This window comes from Bacillus sp. 05T21 (assembly GCF_056396785.1).
The window spans coordinates 37,094-53,559 of the sequence record NZ_JBFTMD010000009.1; the positions used below are offsets into that span (position 1 = coordinate 37,094).

General features: G+C 35.4%; 17 protein-coding genes. 9 read left to right on the plus strand and 8 right to left on the minus strand.

From position 1 onward, the window contains the following. Nucleotides 1-14: 14 nt before the first annotated feature. Nucleotides 15-338 carry a MazG nucleotide pyrophosphohydrolase domain-containing protein gene (locus AC1DKZ_RS17290; protein ID WP_002089472.1) on the minus strand — a complete coding sequence of 108 codons (324 nt, stop codon included), beginning with the start codon at nucleotides 336-338 and terminating at the stop codon, nucleotides 15-17. Nucleotides 339-411: 73 nt separating this feature from the next. Here AC1DKZ_RS17290 and AC1DKZ_RS17295 point away from each other — a divergent pair, with 73 nt between their 5' ends. Further along, nucleotides 412-990: an LOG family protein gene (locus tag AC1DKZ_RS17295; RefSeq protein ID WP_476996732.1), complete on the plus strand. Its 579-nt coding sequence runs from the start codon at nucleotides 412-414 to the stop codon at nucleotides 988-990. Between the two features lie 366 nt (nucleotides 991-1,356). Next, nucleotides 1,357-1,860, plus strand: coding sequence for a DinB family protein (locus AC1DKZ_RS17300; protein ID WP_000533787.1), 504 nt, complete (start codon nucleotides 1,357-1,359; stop codon nucleotides 1,858-1,860). Between the two features lie 105 nt (nucleotides 1,861-1,965). Here AC1DKZ_RS17300 and AC1DKZ_RS17305 read toward each other — a convergent pair whose 3' ends face one another. The 3 genes from AC1DKZ_RS17305 to AC1DKZ_RS17315 form a co-directional block, all read right to left on the minus strand. Then, nucleotides 1,966-2,163 carry a hypothetical protein gene (locus AC1DKZ_RS17305; RefSeq protein ID WP_000656312.1) on the minus strand — a complete coding sequence of 66 codons (198 nt, stop codon included), beginning with the start codon at nucleotides 2,161-2,163 and terminating at the stop codon, nucleotides 1,966-1,968. 310 nt (nucleotides 2,164-2,473) lie between these two features. Beyond that, nucleotides 2,474-2,914: a Dps family protein gene (locus AC1DKZ_RS17310; protein ID WP_002112747.1), complete on the minus strand. Its 441-nt coding sequence runs from the start codon at nucleotides 2,912-2,914 to the stop codon at nucleotides 2,474-2,476. 239 nt (nucleotides 2,915-3,153) lie between these two features. Then, nucleotides 3,154-4,587 carry an alanine/glycine:cation symporter family protein gene (locus tag AC1DKZ_RS17315; protein ID WP_002184697.1) on the minus strand — a complete coding sequence of 478 codons (1,434 nt, stop codon included), beginning with the start codon at nucleotides 4,585-4,587 and terminating at the stop codon, nucleotides 3,154-3,156. A gap of 409 nt (nucleotides 4,588-4,996) precedes the next feature. Between AC1DKZ_RS17315 and AC1DKZ_RS17320 the strand changes: the two genes are divergently transcribed. The 7 genes from AC1DKZ_RS17320 (at nucleotide 4,997) to AC1DKZ_RS17350 (ending at nucleotide 11,073) form a co-directional block, all read left to right on the plus strand. Further along, entirely contained in the window at nucleotides 4,997-5,494 is a 498-nt protein-coding gene (locus AC1DKZ_RS17320) for a cation:proton antiporter regulatory subunit (RefSeq protein ID WP_001026068.1), read from the plus strand. Continuing rightward, the gene (locus AC1DKZ_RS17325) at nucleotides 5,495-6,694 is read left to right on the plus strand and encodes a cation:proton antiporter (RefSeq protein ID WP_000380227.1); all 1,200 of its coding nucleotides are present in this window, start codon (nucleotides 5,495-5,497) and stop codon (nucleotides 6,692-6,694) included. 81 nt (nucleotides 6,695-6,775) lie between these two features. Then, entirely contained in the window at nucleotides 6,776-7,369 is a 594-nt protein-coding gene (gene uptA, locus AC1DKZ_RS17330) for an undecaprenyl phosphate transporter UptA (protein WP_002068116.1), read from the plus strand. Nucleotides 7,370-7,506: 137 nt separating this feature from the next. After that, complete coding sequence (locus AC1DKZ_RS17335; protein ID WP_002015986.1) at nucleotides 7,507-7,941, plus strand: DUF3920 family protein; 435 nt, start codon at nucleotides 7,507-7,509, stop codon at nucleotides 7,939-7,941. Between the two features lie 113 nt (nucleotides 7,942-8,054). Further along, nucleotides 8,055-8,465 carry a MarR family winged helix-turn-helix transcriptional regulator gene (locus AC1DKZ_RS17340; protein ID WP_476996733.1) on the plus strand — a complete coding sequence of 137 codons (411 nt, stop codon included), beginning with the start codon at nucleotides 8,055-8,057 and terminating at the stop codon, nucleotides 8,463-8,465. A gap of 50 nt (nucleotides 8,466-8,515) precedes the next feature. Further along, on the plus strand, nucleotides 8,516-9,214 hold the full coding sequence (locus tag AC1DKZ_RS17345) for a pirin family protein (RefSeq protein ID WP_476996734.1): 699 nt from the start codon (nucleotides 8,516-8,518) through the stop codon (nucleotides 9,212-9,214). Between the two features lie 209 nt (nucleotides 9,215-9,423). Further along, nucleotides 9,424-11,073 carry a M4 family metallopeptidase gene (locus AC1DKZ_RS17350; RefSeq protein WP_002129824.1) on the plus strand — a complete coding sequence of 550 codons (1,650 nt, stop codon included), beginning with the start codon at nucleotides 9,424-9,426 and terminating at the stop codon, nucleotides 11,071-11,073. A gap of 44 nt (nucleotides 11,074-11,117) precedes the next feature. Here AC1DKZ_RS17350 and AC1DKZ_RS17355 read toward each other — a convergent pair whose 3' ends face one another. The 4 genes from AC1DKZ_RS17355 to AC1DKZ_RS17370 form a co-directional block, all read right to left on the minus strand. Next, nucleotides 11,118-11,435, minus strand: coding sequence for a metal-sulfur cluster assembly factor (locus tag AC1DKZ_RS17355; protein WP_000082522.1), 318 nt, complete (start codon nucleotides 11,433-11,435; stop codon nucleotides 11,118-11,120). A gap of 120 nt (nucleotides 11,436-11,555) precedes the next feature. Further along, entirely contained in the window at nucleotides 11,556-13,247 is a 1,692-nt protein-coding gene (locus AC1DKZ_RS17360; protein ID WP_476996735.1) for a methyl-accepting chemotaxis protein, read from the minus strand. 232 nt (nucleotides 13,248-13,479) lie between these two features. Beyond that, nucleotides 13,480-15,174 (minus strand): methyl-accepting chemotaxis protein, encoded by a 1,695-nt coding sequence (locus tag AC1DKZ_RS17365; RefSeq protein WP_476996736.1) that lies wholly within the window; start codon nucleotides 15,172-15,174, stop codon nucleotides 13,480-13,482. A 414-nt stretch (nucleotides 15,175-15,588) separates the two neighbouring features. Further along, nucleotides 15,589-16,407, minus strand: a complete 819-nt coding sequence (locus tag AC1DKZ_RS17370) for a class I SAM-dependent methyltransferase (RefSeq protein ID WP_476996737.1) — start codon at nucleotides 16,405-16,407, stop codon at nucleotides 15,589-15,591. Nucleotides 16,408-16,466: the final 59 nt, after the last annotated feature.

Below are 16,466 nucleotides of genomic sequence, written 5' to 3' on the forward strand. Positions count from 1 at the left end.
AATTGATAATGTTCTCATTTAGATGTTTCGAATCTTTTTGAAAGCTTTGTGACGTGTGTTTCCATAATGTCTTGTAAATCCAAATCATATTTTTGTGAAAGGACAATAAGATTAGATAGTACATCACCAAGTTCTTCTTTTAGTTCTTGTTTTAGCTCTTCTTGTGTTTTCGTTTGTTCATCAGGGCGATCACGACCGATTTCAATTGCGCGAACAACGCGTGAAACTTCCCCAACTTCCTCAGTTAAGAAATTTAAGCGAATAAAGGAGTTGTACTGTGACCAGCTTCGTTTTTCGTAAAATTCCTCCACCCATCTTTGAAATGCGACGATATCCATTTCTTCCTCATCCCTTCAATATGTTGTACAATACTCATTGTATCATAACAATATATAGTTTCGGGGTGTAGGAATGAGAAAGATTTGTGTGTTTGCAGGTTCAAATTTAGGGGGAAGACCAGAATTTAAAGAGCAGGCAATAGCGTTAGGGAAAATGTTTGTTGAGAACGATTATGAGCTTGTATACGGCGGTTCATGCGTTGGATTAATGGGAGAAGTAGCAAACGAAGTTCTTCGCTTAGGCGGACGTGTAACAGGTGTTATGCCACGCGGTCTATTCCGAGGAGAAATTGTTCATACAGGGCTTACAGAATTAATTGAAGTAGAAACGATGCACGAGCGCAAAGCGAAAATGGCAGAGCTTGCGGATGCTTTTATTGCATTACCAGGCGGATACGGAACGTTTGAAGAGCTATTTGAAGTAGTATGTTGGTCACAAATTGGTATACATAATAAGCCGGTTGGTTTATTGAACATAAAAGGCTTTTATGGGCCAATTTTGCAAATGGTTGAACGTGCAGCAGAAGAAGGATTTATGAATCCATCAAATAAAGAGTTGATCGTTTCAGCTGAGACGGCAGATAAACTAATTCATGAAATACAAAATTATGAGCGTCCTGTTTTGGGAACTAAGTGGAAGCAGTTATCATAGTACATTTTTATAGTGGATTTTGGAAACACATGTCTTTTTATCGCAAAAAGACATGTGTTTTTAATTTGGTTAAATATATTGATAGTGAGATGTGAAATCGTTCCAAGAGGGGAAGCAGATGGAGGTATGTTTTGCTGATTTAAAAAAGAACATCTGAATAAAAGGTGAGTAAGAAATTATTGAGTGATATAGAATTGTTCCGTTAAAGGGTCAGATTGTGGAAAATAGCGAATGTTTTTATGAAGTTAATTGAGGTTTTTTTAATCGAAATCAGAATAAATTTTATAGATGTAATCCTTTGGGAATTTTTAATCAGCTATGTATCATAATCTAATCATTAAAATGAAAATTGGAGGAGAAATGAGCATGGGGCGTTCTGTATTAAAAATGTATAACTACCACTTATGGGCAAATGAAGTTATTTTAAATCGCTTAAAAGAACTACCGCAAGACATTTTCCATAAGGAAGTTAAGAGTGGTTTTTCTTCGGTGGCAAAAGTAATGTCTCACATATACCTCACAGATTTAGCCTGGCTTGAGATTATTTCTGGTAAAAGTATGAGTGATGCAATGGTACACACAGACCAATTGAAAGAACAGCTAGAAACAAAAAATATTGAGGAAATGGAAACTAGTTTTTATGAATTATCTAAACGATATAAAGAACTTTTAAGTAGTCAACAAGATTATGAAAAAGTGTTTGAGGTTGATAATCCGTATGCTGGGCTCCTGGATACGACGGTTTCCGAAACAATACTACACGTCGTCACCCACGGAGCATATCACCGTGGGAATATAGCCACAATGTTGCGGCAAATGGGGCATACCTCTGTTATGCAAGATTTTGGACTATTTCTATATTCAAAATGAATTCTTTTTATTTACCATAGAATATGGGTTGTATGATGTTTTTGGGGACTGCTTTTATTAGTGGTTTAAGCTTAATTATGTATTAGAGAAAAAAGGCATTCCATATTATTTCGGAATGCCTTTATCATTTTGATTACTTTGTTTTTTATACAGGTACCAGCCACCCCAGCCGCCACCAATTGCTACAACAACGAGGAAAGCATAGTCTTTAACCTCGACACGTATATTGAAAATATTAGCTATAAGTAAGAGAATCCCAACTGTTATTAACGCAAAAAATGCTCTAATTAAGTAGTCTTTCAACTGAACCACTCCCGCCATTTAAGTAGTAAATGATGAATATGGAAAAGCTTTTTTGGATCTATTTTACTAAAGGGTGTTACCTATATTTTAACATAAAAGGGATTGTAATATATTGATAAAAGTAGAGGAGAGGGGGGCTAATATTGTCGTGATTTGTCGGTAAGTCGATATAATTGGAAAATCGCTGATATATTTAATGGAATCGCCGATATAATTGGAAAATCGCTGATATAAATTTCATGTACTGATATGCATGACAACCCCATAGAAAAAAAGCGACTCTGAACGAGCCGCTTCCGCTTTTAATCTATTATTGATTCAAGAATGCACGTAGCATCCAAGCGTGTTTTTCTAGTTCTGTGTAGATGCCTAGTAGTAGGTCAGATGTCATTTCGTCATCAGAGTTTTGAGCGATTTCCATGCCTTTTTTCAATTCAGTTAGCATCATTTCGTAGTCTTTCATGATTGCTTCGACCATCCCTTCTGCAGTTTCTCCGTAAGCTGCTTCTTGAATAGAAGATAGTTCTAAGTATTCTTTCATTGTTGCTACTGGTTTGCCGCCAATTGCTAAAATGCGTTCTGCGATTTCATCGATGTGAGTAGCTGATTCTGTGTAAAGCTCTTCAAATTTTTCATGTAGTGTGAAGAATTGAGGTCCTTTTACGTACCAATGGAAATTGTGTAGTTTTGTAAATAAAACGCTCCAGTTTGCTACTTGTTTGTTTAATGCTTCGATTACTTGTGTATTCATTATGATCAATCTCCTCTTGAGTTATTATTTTATACAAATTACTAATTTATAATTATTATAATCTAGTGATTTGTATAAATCAACCCTTTTTCTGGAATTAATTTGAACAAATTATGAACGGTTGTAAATAAAAAATCCCTATTACTATGAAGTAATAGGGATTTTTTATTATATAGCTCCAGCGGCTAGAATATTCGGTGGCTTCGCTTTTTCCTGCGAGCCTCTTCTGCTTTTAGTTGTTATCCAACTTGTTTCTTCTCTTCTAAATCTTGCCCATCCCAACACTCTGTATTTTTTAAGCCAGGGATAGAACTTGCAACGAAGACAGGATCTTTTCCTTGTTTCTTTTGTTTAATATAGTCTACTAATGCTGCGTAGGCGAACTTGCTAAGGAATGAGATGGCAATTAAGTTTGTGAATACCATTAGTCCCATAAAGAAATCAGCTAAACTCCAAACTGTTTGAAGGGCAGCGATAGATCCGAAGAACACCATTCCGACAACTGCAACACGATAAATCAGTAACCATGTTTTGCTTTCTTTAATGAATGCGATATTTGTTTCACCATAATAGTAGTTTCCTAGTAAAGAACTGAAAGCGAATAGGAAAATAATAATCGCTAAGAAAGTGCTTGCCCACGGTCCAATTTGTGAACTTAATGCTTGTTGTGTTAATTCAATACCTTCTAAATTCGATCCTTTGTAAAGTCCAGAACATAATACGATAAACGCTGTTGATGTACATACTAAGAATGTATCTACGAAAACACCTAATGCTTGAACAAGTCCTTGTTTTACAGGGTGAGATACATCTGATGTTGCTGCTGCATTAGGAGAGCTACCCATACCTGCTTCTGTCGCGAATAAACCGCGCTGAATTCCGAATTTGATTGCTGCTCCAATACCACCAGCGATAGCTTGGTCTAAACCAAATGCGCTGTTAAATATTTCTGTAAAAATGCTTGGTAACATAGTGAAGTTGTTAATTACGACAAAAACAGCTACGCCGATATAAATGATTGCCATTGGAGGAACAATCATTTCTGTAATACGTGAAATGCTCTTGATACCACCAAAAATAATAACTGCAACTAATAAAGCTAATAGAGCTCCTACGATCGTTCGCTCTAGTCCAAAAGCATTTTCAAATGCTATTGTTACCGTGTTTGCTTGTACAGAATTGAAAATTAATCCGTACGCAACTGTAATAAGAAGTGAAAACCAAACACCCATCCAGCGTTTGTTTAACCCTTTTTCCATGTAATACGCTGGTCCACCACGGAATCTGCTTCCATCTTTTACTTTATAAATTTGCGCGAGCGTACATTCTACAAAACTAGTAGCTGCTCCAAGGATAGCGATAAACCACATCCAAAATATTGCGCCAGGTCCACCCATTGAAATGGCTAATGCTACACCAGCTAAGTTCCCGATACCAATACGTGCTGCTGCACTTAAGCAAAATGCTTGGAATGGAGAGATGCTATCTTTCTTTTTTTCTTTTCGATTAAATCCTTTACTAATTAAACTGACCATCTCACGGAAATGAGTAATTTGGACAAATTTTAATTTGAAAGAGAAATAAAGACCGAAGCCGATTAACATTGCAATAAGAATATATGACCATAAAATATTATTCGTTACCTCAAGGAATCTGCTAAAGATATCAACCATATAATACACTTCCTTTTTTTCGTAATAAGAAAATTATATGCAAAAAATATACCAGAATCAATTTTTCTAAAAAATCATGTTACTTAAATGCATTTTGTGTTATGATTATGTTACATCGTAATATTTTTAGAATTATTTACATTTTAAAAAACTAAATTTAAAGCGAAAAAGAGGGGATAATTTGAAAGAAGAATCTTTATTGAAAGTAAGTCTTAAGAGTTTGAAAATAAGAAGTAATTTATTTTTTATCATTACATCTTTAAGTATCTTTTTAGGAGCCACTTATTATTACAATAAAAGATTTCCAAGTCATAGGTATCCTGAATGGTTAGAATTTCTAAAATTGATTGGATGAACAAAAGACAGAAAAACAGAAAATTAAAATAAAGAAGTTATGGAGGAGCTAAATATGAATATTAGAGAAAGTGAACTTCCGGGTATTGGTTATAAATTTCAAATCGTTACGAAAGGTAACGAAAAGATGGTGATTGTCATTCATGATGATGGGCGTAGAGAAATGTATCATTTTGATTCAGATCATGAAGAAAGCATCTCAAGTATTTCATTACGTGACTCAGAGGCGAGACAAATTGCAGCAATATTAGGTGGGATGGTATATAAGCCTAGGGCATTAGAAAATGTTGAGATGGTCTTTGAAGGTTTAGCAATTGAGTGGTTCAAAGTGGAGAATGCAGCTCCAGCAATCGGAAAAACAATTGGTGATCTTGAAATAAGAAAAACATATAGCGTAACGATAATTGCAGTTATGAAAAAGAATATGAAAAAGCTATTTAATCCAGGTCCAGACACGGTGATTGAAGAAGGAGATATGCTTGTAGTTTCTGGTGAGAGAGAAGAAATTAAAAAGATTATTAATGAATTACTTTCGAATAGGGGGACTGACTAGATGGATACTTTAATTTTTGAAGTTGGTACAGCTTTAGTTTTAGTAGCAATTGCGGCGGTAATCGCTGGAAAGTTTAAATTCTCAGTAATTCCTTTTCTAATTGTTCTTGGCATGTTAGTAGGGCCGCACGCGCCGACAATAGGTGTTATCGATCTCAAATTTATTGAAAGTGCAAGTGTGATATCCTTCCTTGGAAGGATTGGTGTTCTGTTCCTTCTTTTCTATCTGGGATTAGAGTTTTCGATGAAAAAACTAATTAAATCTGGACGTTCTATCGCGATTGGCGGAACAATCTATATTTTGATTAACTTTTCACTAGGATTATTATACGGATTTATAATGGGATTCCCGTTACTCGAAATCTTAATTATTGCGGGTATTATTACGATTTCTTCTAGTGCTATTGTCGCAAAGGTATTAGTTGATTTAAGAAGAACTGGTAATAATGAAACCGAATTAATTTTAGGAATTATTATGTTTGAAGATATATTCCTTGCTGTATATTTATCAGTAGTTTCTGGCTTAGTTCTTGGGGATCACGCTTCCTTCTTAGGTGCCCTTACTTCAATTGGAATTGCTTTAGGATATATGCTTCTATTCTTTATTGTGGCTAGAAAAGCAACGCCGTTATTAAATAGATTGCTCAATATTAGTTCTGATGAAATCTTTATTATTGTAGTATTTGCTTCGTTGTTCTTTATTGCAGGTTTCTCAGAAACAATTCACGTTGCAGAAGCAATCGGGGCACTTCTTTTAGGGTTAGTTTTCTCTGAGACAGAGCATAGTGATCGAATTGAACATCTTGTTGTTCCATTTAGAGACTTCTTCGGAGCTATTTTCTTCTTCAGTTTCGGATTAAGTATCGATCCGTTTTCATTAGGTGGGGCGATATGGTTAACGTTAGGTGCTGTCCTTCTTACAATCGTCGGAAACTTTGTTGCAGGGATGATTGCAGGAAGACAAGCTGGATTATCTCATAAAGCATCAACAAATATTGGATTAACAATCGTTTCAAGAGGAGAATTCTCCATCATTATGGCTAATATCGGCATCGCCGGTGGTTTAATGTCAGTACTGAAACCATTCTCAGCACTATACGTGCTTATACTATCGATCTTAGGTCCACTTCTGACGAAAGAGTCAAAGAATGTATATAAATTTTTAAATAAAATCTTTAAGTGGGATACGAAGACTAGATAAATTTTAAAAAAATAAAAGTACAAGATATTTACTGCTTGTACTTTTATTTTTTGCAATGAAAACAGTAAAGAGAGGTAAATGATGTTAGGAGAGTTGATTCATTCAGTTTTAGTTTTTCTAGAAGGACTTGGTTATTGGGGAATTATGCTGGGATTAATGCTAGAGGTTATCCCAAGTGAAATCGTATTATCTTATGCAGGTTATTTAGTATCAACAGGAAGCATTACATTTTGGGGGGCTGTCGCGTTCGGTACAATTGGTGGTGTAATCGCACAACTATTCATTTATTGGATCGGTCGATACGGAGGAAGACCTGTTCTTGAGCGATATGGAAAATATATTTTGATTCAGAAGAAACATATTGATTATGCTGAAGCGTGGTTTAATCGTTACGGAACTGGTGTTATTTTTACAGCGCGTTTTATTCCTGTTGTGCGTCATGCTATTTCGATACCAGCGGGTATTGCGAAAATGTCACATGCTAAGTTTATTACGCTAACTACACTAGCTGTTATTCCATGGTCAATTGTATTTGTATATTTAGGTTTTAAATTAGGAACAGAGTGGGAAAGTATTAATAAAGTAGCTGGTCCATATGTGAAATACTTTGCACTTGCTGCTATTGTTTGTGCAATTGGTTATTTTATATTAAAAAAAATGATGAAAAAAAAGTGATTACGGAAAAAAGAATCTATGCTGACATAGATTCTTTTTTATTGTCATTTTTTAAAGGATGAAAGTGTATGTTTAATATTTACCATTTTGTGGCATATATATAGGAAAAGGGAGTTTAGGAAGGGGATTATTGAGAAATGGAACTCCAGTTTCAAAATGTATATCAACAAGTTGAGAATTGGTATGTGTTGGATTCGGAGCTTCCTTGGGATGTCAAAAAGTTAAGAAATGATTTGTTTTCTCTTATTGAAGTAAGTGCAACGCCAGTTATTTTTTGTGATACGTGTGATGCGAATCATGTACTTTTATCATTAGGAGAAGAAGAAGAGGAGTTTTTATTCCCAGTAGGTGGTTTTTATCATAAAGAAAAACAATTAATTTTCGTTTGTATGTGGGAAGAGTATGAGCAAGTGCTCAAAACGCTATTGCATGAATTCAGGCATGCGATGCAGCATAAGGACGATGTACTATATGTTGGAAATGAACTATACGAAGAAAGATGGATCGAGAAAGATGCGAGGCATTTCGCGGAGAGGAAGCTAGATGAATATAAAAATAGAAATTTAATCTGAAGCATAGTGGAGGAAAATCACTGTGCTTTTATTTATTGCTAATTAAAAATAAGTAGTTGACCTTTAATAAGTTTAGTTCTAAACTAATAGTATCAAATGAGCGAGGTGATGGAATGAAAGCAGGGGAAAGACCTGGAGTACTATTATGGTTTCGTTTATCACGCTTTTATAATAGAAGTATTCGTGAGACGAATCAGCATTTGAAAAAGTGGAATGTATCTGCCGCTCAGTTTGATGTATTAGTTCAAATTGGAGGAAACGATCGTTTAACGCAGCAAGAACTTGGAAATAAGTTGTTTGTTACGAAAGGAAATGTTACTCAACTTTTAAATAAGATGGAGCAACTAGATTGGATTCAGCGTGAACAAGAAGGTACCACGAAATATATTTCATTAACAGAAAAGGGAAAGGTTCTATATGAAGAAATAGTCCCGCCGCAAGAAACATTTCAAGCAGAGCAATTTGATAAGTTAAATAGAGAAGAACAAAAACAATTATTAGAATTACTGAAGAAGTTGCAGTGATAAAATTAAAAATAATTATCTCGATTTCGAGATAATATGAGGTGAATGATATGTTTAGAAAAGTTGATCATAAAAATATGGGAAGAGCAAATCACGGTTGGTTAAATACACATTTTCATTTTTCCTTTGCAAATTATTATAATCCAAACAACATGAATTTTGGAGCAGTACGTGTTATGAATGATGATTTAATAGCGCCACAAACTGGTTTTGATATGCATCCGCACCGTGATATGGAGATTATCTCTTACGTTATAGCTGGTGAATTAACACATGAAGATAGTATGGGGAACCGCGGGACAATTGAGCGTGGGCATGTTCAATATATGAGTGCAGGTACTGGTGTATTTCACAGTGAGCATAACTTAGGAAGTGAAACATTACGTTTATTGCAAATTTGGATTTTACCAGACCGCGACGGTCATAAACCAAACTATGGTGAGTTTAAATTTGATTGGAGTAAACGTGAAAATGAGTGGTTCCATATGGTATCTCCTTCTGATGGAGATGCACCAATTCATATTCACCAAGAGGCAAATTTATATTCTTTATCATTAGAAGCTGGTAAAGAAATTCATTTTCCTGTTAAAGAAGGACGTCAATTGTACCTTGTACAAATTGAAGGTAGCAGCGTTGTAAACGGTGAAACACTTGTAATGCGTGATGCAGCGGAGGCTGTAGAAGAAGATATTCGCATTCAAGCGAAAGAGAAGTCTCACTATTTAGCAATTGAAATGAAAATACAATAAAGTGAGGCTTTAATCAGTGGTGGCTTTCCAGCATATAAATAGCGGAATGAAAAGTTATAGGAAAGAGGACATCGTTTTTCGATGTCCTCTTTTTGGTGAGTTTAATTATCAGAAAAAACTTTCTCAATTTTTGAGAGCAGGTATTAGAAAGATTATTCAGAATATTTATAAAGGTGTTAAAAACTTTTAGGGAAATGGGGAGTGTTAGATTGAAAAAGCAAGTAATTTCATCAGCATTAGCATTAACTGTTATCGCAAGTGGGTTTGGGGCATTTGGAGCAACTACGACGAAAGCAGAAGAGCAAAAAATCCAGTATCACCAAGAGTTTAAAACGCCAGCTTACATAGGGGAAGAATGGAAAGCGCCGGAAGGATTAGATAAAAAAGAGACGGTCTTTCAATATTTAGAGAGTAAAAAGGATATGTTTAAACTAGCGGGAAATATTGACAAACATTTCAATATCGTTGGTGAAGAAAAAGATGCTGAGTCTGGTACAACACATGTGAAGTTAGTTGAGAAGCATAATAACATTCCTGTGTATGGTTCAGATCAAACAGTTACGCTTGATAAAGAGAACAATGTAAAAGCATTTTTCGGACAAGTTATTCCGAGTTTAGATGATAAAAATATTCCTACATCTGCAAGTATTAGTGCGGAACAAGCAGAAACGATTGCAAAAGCTAATATTGAGAAAGAAATTGGTAAAGTAAAGAATTATGATGGCGTGAAAAAAGATTTATATGTGTATGAAAAAGATGGTCAATACTATCTTGCATATCTTGTAAAAGCGTCGGTTTCAAAACCAGCTCCAGGATATTGGCATTACTTTGTTGATGCAACAAATGGAAATGTTATTGAGAAATATAATGCTGTAGATAACATTACTGGATTTGGTTACGGAGTATTAGGTGCTAGACAATCATTTGAAATTGCTCAAGATACGAAAACAGGAGCGTTCAACTTATTTGATGGTACACGAGGACAAGGTGTCCATACATTTGATGCAGAGAATATGAACGAAGACTGGTTTAATTTATTCTCACAAATTCTTGGATATACAGGAGAAGAAATTGGAAGTAAATCTAAGTTCTTCGAAGATAAAGCGGCAGTTGATGCGCATGTGAATGCAGGAAAAGTATATGATTATTATAAAAAGACATTTAACCGTAACTCTTTCGATGATAAAGGTGCAAAACTTATTTCTGCTGTTCACGTAGGTGAATCTTGGAATAACGCAGCGTGGAACGGTGTACAAATGATGTATGGTGATGGAGATGGTAAGACATTTATTCCATTATCAGCTGGCCTAGATGTTATTGGCCACGAATTAACGCATGCTGTAACTGAACATACAGCAAACCTTGTATATAAAAATGAATCAGGAGCGTTAAATGAATCGTTATCTGATATTATGGGCGTCATGGTTGAGAAGAAAAGCTGGGATTTAGGAGCTGATATTTATACACCTGGTAAACCTGGTGATGCACTTCGTTCTCTGAAGGATCCAGCATCTATTCCAAACCCATTAAAACCAGGTGAAGGTTACCCGGATCACTATAATAAACGTTATACTGGAACAGCTGATAATGGCGGCGTTCATATTAACAGTAGTATTAACAATAAGGCGGCGTATTTAGTGTCTGAGGGCGGCACGCATTACAATGTGAAAGTAACTGGAGTGGGCCGTGAAGCAACAGAAAAAATTTACTATCGTGCTCTTACAAAATATTTAACTGCAAACTCTGATTTCAAAATGATGCGCCAAGCTGCACTTCAATCAGCAGAAGATTTATTCGGTAAAAACTCTAAAGAGGTACAAGCTGTAACGAAAGCTTATGACGCTGTAGGAGTAAAATAATAAGAGAAAAAAGACCTGACTGGATTGTCAGGTCTTTTCCTTATTTAATCACGAATACCTAATGCAATTTTTGCCATACGTGACATACGTTCTTTTGTCCATGGCGGATTCCATACAACGTTTACTTCTATTTCATTTACTTCAGGTACGTTCGTTGATAATACTTTTTTAACGTCTGATACGATTTGGCCAGCCATTGGACAACCGATAGAAGTCATCGTCATTGTAATGACAGCATTATTATTTTCATCCGCTGTAACGTCATAAACTAATCCAAGATTGATAATATCAACACCTAGCTCAGGGTCAATAACAGCTTCTAAGTTTGCATATAACTTTTCTTCAAATGCTTGTTGTGACATGTGTAGCACCCCCTAAATATTAATGATATCGGTTCTCATTATAACGGATATGCGGGATAAGTGCAGGAAATGAGCTCAAAAAAATATTCCTCTCTGAGAGAGGAATATTTTTTTGAAAAGCTATTCAGTTTTAAAATGAGATACAAGCTGATCTAATTCTTCAACTGTTTGTTTCATTTGTTTTGCAGTGAGAGTCATTTCATTCATCACGATGACTTTCTGTTCAGCAGATTGTGCCGTTGCGGCTGTTTCACTAGATACTTCATTTGAAATAGAAGCGATGTTATTAAGTGAAGCGTTCATTTCTTCAGCGCTTGCAGCCATTTCTTCAGCAGTTGCTGATATGTCTTGCATTTGAGTTGATACTTTATTTACTTGTTCAACAATTGTTGTGAAAGAAGTACCAGCCTCACGAACGACAGTAATGCCTTCAAATGCTTCAGAACGACCTTTAGACATCATAGAGCTAGCAGTTTCCGTATCATTTTGAATTTGATGAAGCAATTGGTTAATATCTTTTGCCGCTGTTTTTGATTGTTCCGCAAGTTTACGAACTTCATCAGCTACGACAGCAAATCCTTTTCCTTGTTCACCAGCACGAGCCGCTTCAATAGAAGCATTTAAAGCAAGTAGATTTGTTTGTTCAGCGATATTAGAAATAGATTGTACAGCTGTATCAATATATTTTGTATGAGTGATTAGACGTTCGACTACTTCTGATGTAGCAATTACAGCTTCATGTATCGTTGTCATTTGTGAAACAGATTTTTGGATAACAGTACTTCCGTCGTTAGCGTGTTCAGATGTAGCTACAGCAAGTTCGGCTACAGATGAAGCAGATTCAGCGATACGCTGAACACTTATTGCCATATCATCCATCGCAGTCGAGCTTTCTTCCATACTAGAAGTTTGCGATTGAATACTTGAATTTAAGTTGGACATCGAGCTTTGAACTCTTATTGTTGCCTCGCGTGATGTATTAGTCTTTTCTAGCATATTTTCAGAAGCTGTTTGTACTTCTACAGATGTTTTTTGAACACGATTAATGATATGTTGCAGGTTTTCTAACATTTTATTAAACGATGATGCAATTGCACCGATTTCATCATTGCTATTTACTTGTAGACGGGCTGTTAAGTCGCCTTCTTGAGAGGCTAATTCTTTTAGTTTAGTATCAATTTGTTGAATTGGTTTTACAAGCTTACCAGAGAACCACCATGCAAGAATAATTGCAGTTACAATACAAATAACAAGTGATAAGAAGACAACATATTCAATTCGTAGTGAAGATTGATCGATTTTTTCAATAGATTGTTCACGTAATTTAGCTTGTTCATTACTGTAATTTGTGAAATCACCGATTACTTTATAAACAGTGCCATTCTCTGTAGAAGCTACTTGTAAAGCTTCTTCCCATTTTTGTTCTTTTGCAAGAGTGAATACTTTCTCTTCAATGAACTTTCTCCAAGTGGATCCTAATTCCATTGTGCTTTTCACGGACTGAGAAGTGTTAGGGTTAGAAAGAAGTTGCCCTTTTGTATCTTCAAGACGTTTACTCATCTCATTAAACTTGTCTAATTCGACTTGATCATGTTGTAGTAAATAACCTCTTAAAGCAGAAAGTTGTACTTGATAAGCGTCTCCGCGCTCTTTCAATTCTGTTGCAAGAGGAGAAATTTCTTTTTGTAATGTTTCAGCTTTATGAGACTGATCCATGGTAAAGAATAAAATAAAAGCTAAGGCGATGCCGAATAAAGCGCAAATCATTCCCATCATGAACATTAGTTTTTTTCGAATGCTAATAAAATTCATATGATAAAAATCCTCCTTGTAAAATCTTAGTATTAGAATTAATTAATTAATTAATGTAAAAAATTGAAAGAAAGCTTTACTCCATCTGGAATAAAGCTTTCTTCTTTCCTTTAGGAATTATAGCAGACAGAATGGGAGATAGAAAGAGATATTTTAGCGTGAAAAAAGAGAGACTCTAAATCGCTCTTTCTAACAATTTAGAGTTCGTAGAAGTATAAATGAAATTTTCATTTTAACTATTTGTTTTGAAATGAGAAACGAGCACTTCAAGTTCTTGCACAATTGTTTTCATTTCTGATGATTTTTTAGCAACGACACTCATTTTGTTTACTTGGTCACCAGCTGAAGTTGCTGTTTTCGATGTTTCGGCAGCAACTTCATTTGAAATAGAAGCGATATTATTTAAAGCTGCATTCATTTCTTCAGAACTTGCGGCCATTTCTTCAGCAGTTGCAGACATTTCTTGTATTTGTGTAGAGAAATTGTTAATGTGATTAACAATTTCTGAGAATGAAGATCCAGCGGTACGAATGACTGTAATTCCTTCAGAAGCTTCTGACTGACCTTGTGTCATCATGTCATTTGTTATTTTTGTGTCCGCTTGAATTTGATGAAGTAAATGATTAATGTCATTTGCTGCTAGCTGAGATTGTTCAGCAAGTTTTCGTACTTCATCGGCAACAACAGCGAATCCTTTTCCGTGTTCACCAGCACGGGCCGCTTCAATAGAAGCATTTAAAGCGAGCAAATTCGTCTGCTCGGCAATATTAGAAATAGATTGAAGTGCAGTATCAATATGATTCGTATGTGTAATGAGTCGCTCTACCACTTGTGATGTAGCGTTAACAGCTTCGTTAATTGTATGCATTTGTGTAATAGATTTTTCAATGACTTTATTTCCATCATCTGCTTTTTCAGAAGTTGTAACAGCTAGGCTAGCGGCAGAAGAGGCAGCTTGTGCAATGCGCTGAACACTCGTTGCCATATCATCCATTGCGGTTGAACTTTCTTCAATGCTAGAAACTTGTGAACGAATATTGTGCTCAAGAGCATTCATAGTCTCTTTAGTTTTTGCGGTATTTTCCATAGAAGCAGTTGTTTCGATAAACACATTTTCAGAAGCTTCTTTTACACTTGTTGATGTTTGTTGAACTTGCTTTATTATACGCTGTAAGTTAGCAAGCATTTGATTAAAGGAATTTGCGATGTCACCAATTTCATCTTTACTCGTTACGTGTAATCTAGCGGTTAAATCGCCATCTTGAGAAGCTAATTCTTTTAACTTCGCATCAATTTGTCGAATCGGTTTAACGAGTTTACCAGAGAACCACCATGCCAATAGAATAGACGTTAATGTACATGTAATGAGTGAGAAGAAAATAATATATTGAATAAGGGATGAAGAAGACTCTACGTCAGCAATTAATACGTCCCGTTTGTCATTTTCTTCATTTGCATATTTAGTAAAACGACTTAAAAGATCATTTACATAATCTGTTTGAGCAAGAGCAATTTTGGATGCTTCATCCCATTTTCCTTCCCGTGCAAGAGGGAGGACTTCATTATCTACGACGCTGCGCCATTTTGCTCCCATTAAAATGGCCTCTTTCATTCCTTCTGGGAGTTTTTTATCACTTGTTACTTTCTCCCTAGTATCAGCTAGTTTTTTTCCTTCCCGGTTGAATTTATCCAATTCTTTTTGGTCATGTGATAGTAAATATTCTTGTAAACCAGCGACCTGCGCTTGGAACCAATCGCCACGTTCTTTTAAAATCGTTGCTCTTTTCGATACATCATTCTTTAATGTTTCGATTTCACTTGCTTGATTCATCGCGAATGAAAGAATAACAATAAGAGCAATGCTAAATAAGGAAGAAATGCTTAAGAGTGTGAACAGTAGTTTTTTTCGAATGCTAACATATTTCATTGTTACCCCTACCTTTTTTAAAAACTATTTATTATAATTTATAAATATTGAGAACGAAACTAATAAAAACATAATTAAGAAGTTATTAATCTGTTCAATGAAAATTATAGCAGATAATGGAATATGGCAGATTAATGTGAGTAAATGTTCTTAAAATGTATACATTTGTATATCAAAAAATTCATAAATAAAAATCAGAAATGGTATTGTAATTTGAAATAACATCCTGTATACTTCTAATTAGTTGATAACGATTATCACTATCAACTAAACATTACTCTTCGTTATGTTGGTCATACCCCTTTTTGACGACGTAAGTCAGAGACGAATGTTGAAATATCTTGTGTCCTATTCTACAGAATTATGGTAATCTCCAACCTCAACTTATATGCGTAAGCATGCAAAAAAAGGATCCTATCCGTGAAGGGATCCTTTTTTGCATGTTGTCGCAATTAATGTGTATAGACCTGGTATACGTTCTTCAATTCCCTCTGGTGCAGTAGAAGGGAAAACCCACCTTTGATGAGATCCGTGTTCTTCAATCAATTTTTCAACCTTGAAATTTGTTTCTGCCATTGATGTAATTATTTCTCCTAGTGTCCAGCGCCTAATTTTTGTTCTCGGTAAAGCGTATTTCTGTGATCCCGTAAGGAGAGTACTATAAGCTACGTCATCTTCAATAAGTTCCTCGTCGAAATAATTTCCATTTGCTCGAAATGATGGATGATCTACTCCTAATAATTTTGTATAAACGGGATGATAGTCACGTAGTATAAAGGTCCCATCTTGTTTTAGTAAGTGAGAGATCATATGAAAGAGTGGCTTTAAGTCTAAAAGGTAATGGAGCACGCCAAGCTCCAGTAACACGATATCAAATGATTGGGATAGATTTAAATCTAGTACATCGGAAATGATATATTGAATAGAGACACCAGCAGCTTCGGCTAGTTCGGTTGCGTATTTTTCATTACTTGCTGAAATGTCTACAACTGTTACATCGGCTCCTAAAAGAGCAAGAGCAACTGCTTTATTGCCTTTTGATCCGAGTAAATTAATAATACGTTTTCCTTTTGGAGATTGTATGTAAGGTAAATAATGATCTACCTCGCGCACGGGATCTTCCATGAGCTTTTTCGCATAATCTCCTGGCGCCCCGTGACGATTTGTCCAAGCTTCATAAGCAGCTGCGTTCCAGCTTTTTTCATTAATAGTACTTAGTTGTTTTTGATTCAATTTTATCACTCCTTTTGTGAACGTATAGTTATTCGGTGAATGAGTAGGATTTCCTGTTT

Bases quoted from the DNA above. Each gene is read 5' to 3' on its own strand.
- AC1DKZ_RS17290 (WP_002089472.1), bottom strand. From the start codon at position 338: ATGGATATCGTCGCATTTCAAAGATGGGTGGAGGAATTTTACGAAAAA.
- AC1DKZ_RS17295 (WP_476996732.1), top strand. From the start codon at position 412: ATGAGAAAGATTTGTGTGTTTGCAGGTTCAAATTTAGGGGGAAGACCA.
- AC1DKZ_RS17300 (WP_000533787.1), top strand. From the start codon at position 1,357: ATGGGGCGTTCTGTATTAAAAATGTATAACTACCACTTATGGGCAAAT.
- AC1DKZ_RS17310 (WP_002112747.1), bottom strand. From the start codon at position 2,914: ATGAATACACAAGTAATCGAAGCATTAAACAAACAAGTAGCAAACTGG.
- AC1DKZ_RS17315 (WP_002184697.1), bottom strand. From the start codon at position 4,587: ATGGTTGATATCTTTAGCAGATTCCTTGAGGTAACGAATAATATTTTA.
- AC1DKZ_RS17320 (WP_001026068.1), top strand. From the start codon at position 4,997: ATGAATATTAGAGAAAGTGAACTTCCGGGTATTGGTTATAAATTTCAA.
- AC1DKZ_RS17325 (WP_000380227.1), top strand. From the start codon at position 5,495: ATGGATACTTTAATTTTTGAAGTTGGTACAGCTTTAGTTTTAGTAGCA.
- uptA (WP_002068116.1), top strand. From the start codon at position 6,776: ATGTTAGGAGAGTTGATTCATTCAGTTTTAGTTTTTCTAGAAGGACTT.
- AC1DKZ_RS17335 (WP_002015986.1), top strand. From the start codon at position 7,507: ATGGAACTCCAGTTTCAAAATGTATATCAACAAGTTGAGAATTGGTAT.
- AC1DKZ_RS17340 (WP_476996733.1), top strand. From the start codon at position 8,055: ATGAAAGCAGGGGAAAGACCTGGAGTACTATTATGGTTTCGTTTATCA.
- AC1DKZ_RS17345 (WP_476996734.1), top strand. From the start codon at position 8,516: ATGTTTAGAAAAGTTGATCATAAAAATATGGGAAGAGCAAATCACGGT.
- AC1DKZ_RS17355 (WP_000082522.1), bottom strand. From the start codon at position 11,435: ATGTCACAACAAGCATTTGAAGAAAAGTTATATGCAAACTTAGAAGCT.
- AC1DKZ_RS17360 (WP_476996735.1), bottom strand. From the start codon at position 13,247: ATGAATTTTATTAGCATTCGAAAAAAACTAATGTTCATGATGGGAATG.
- AC1DKZ_RS17365 (WP_476996736.1), bottom strand. From the start codon at position 15,174: ATGAAATATGTTAGCATTCGAAAAAAACTACTGTTCACACTCTTAAGC.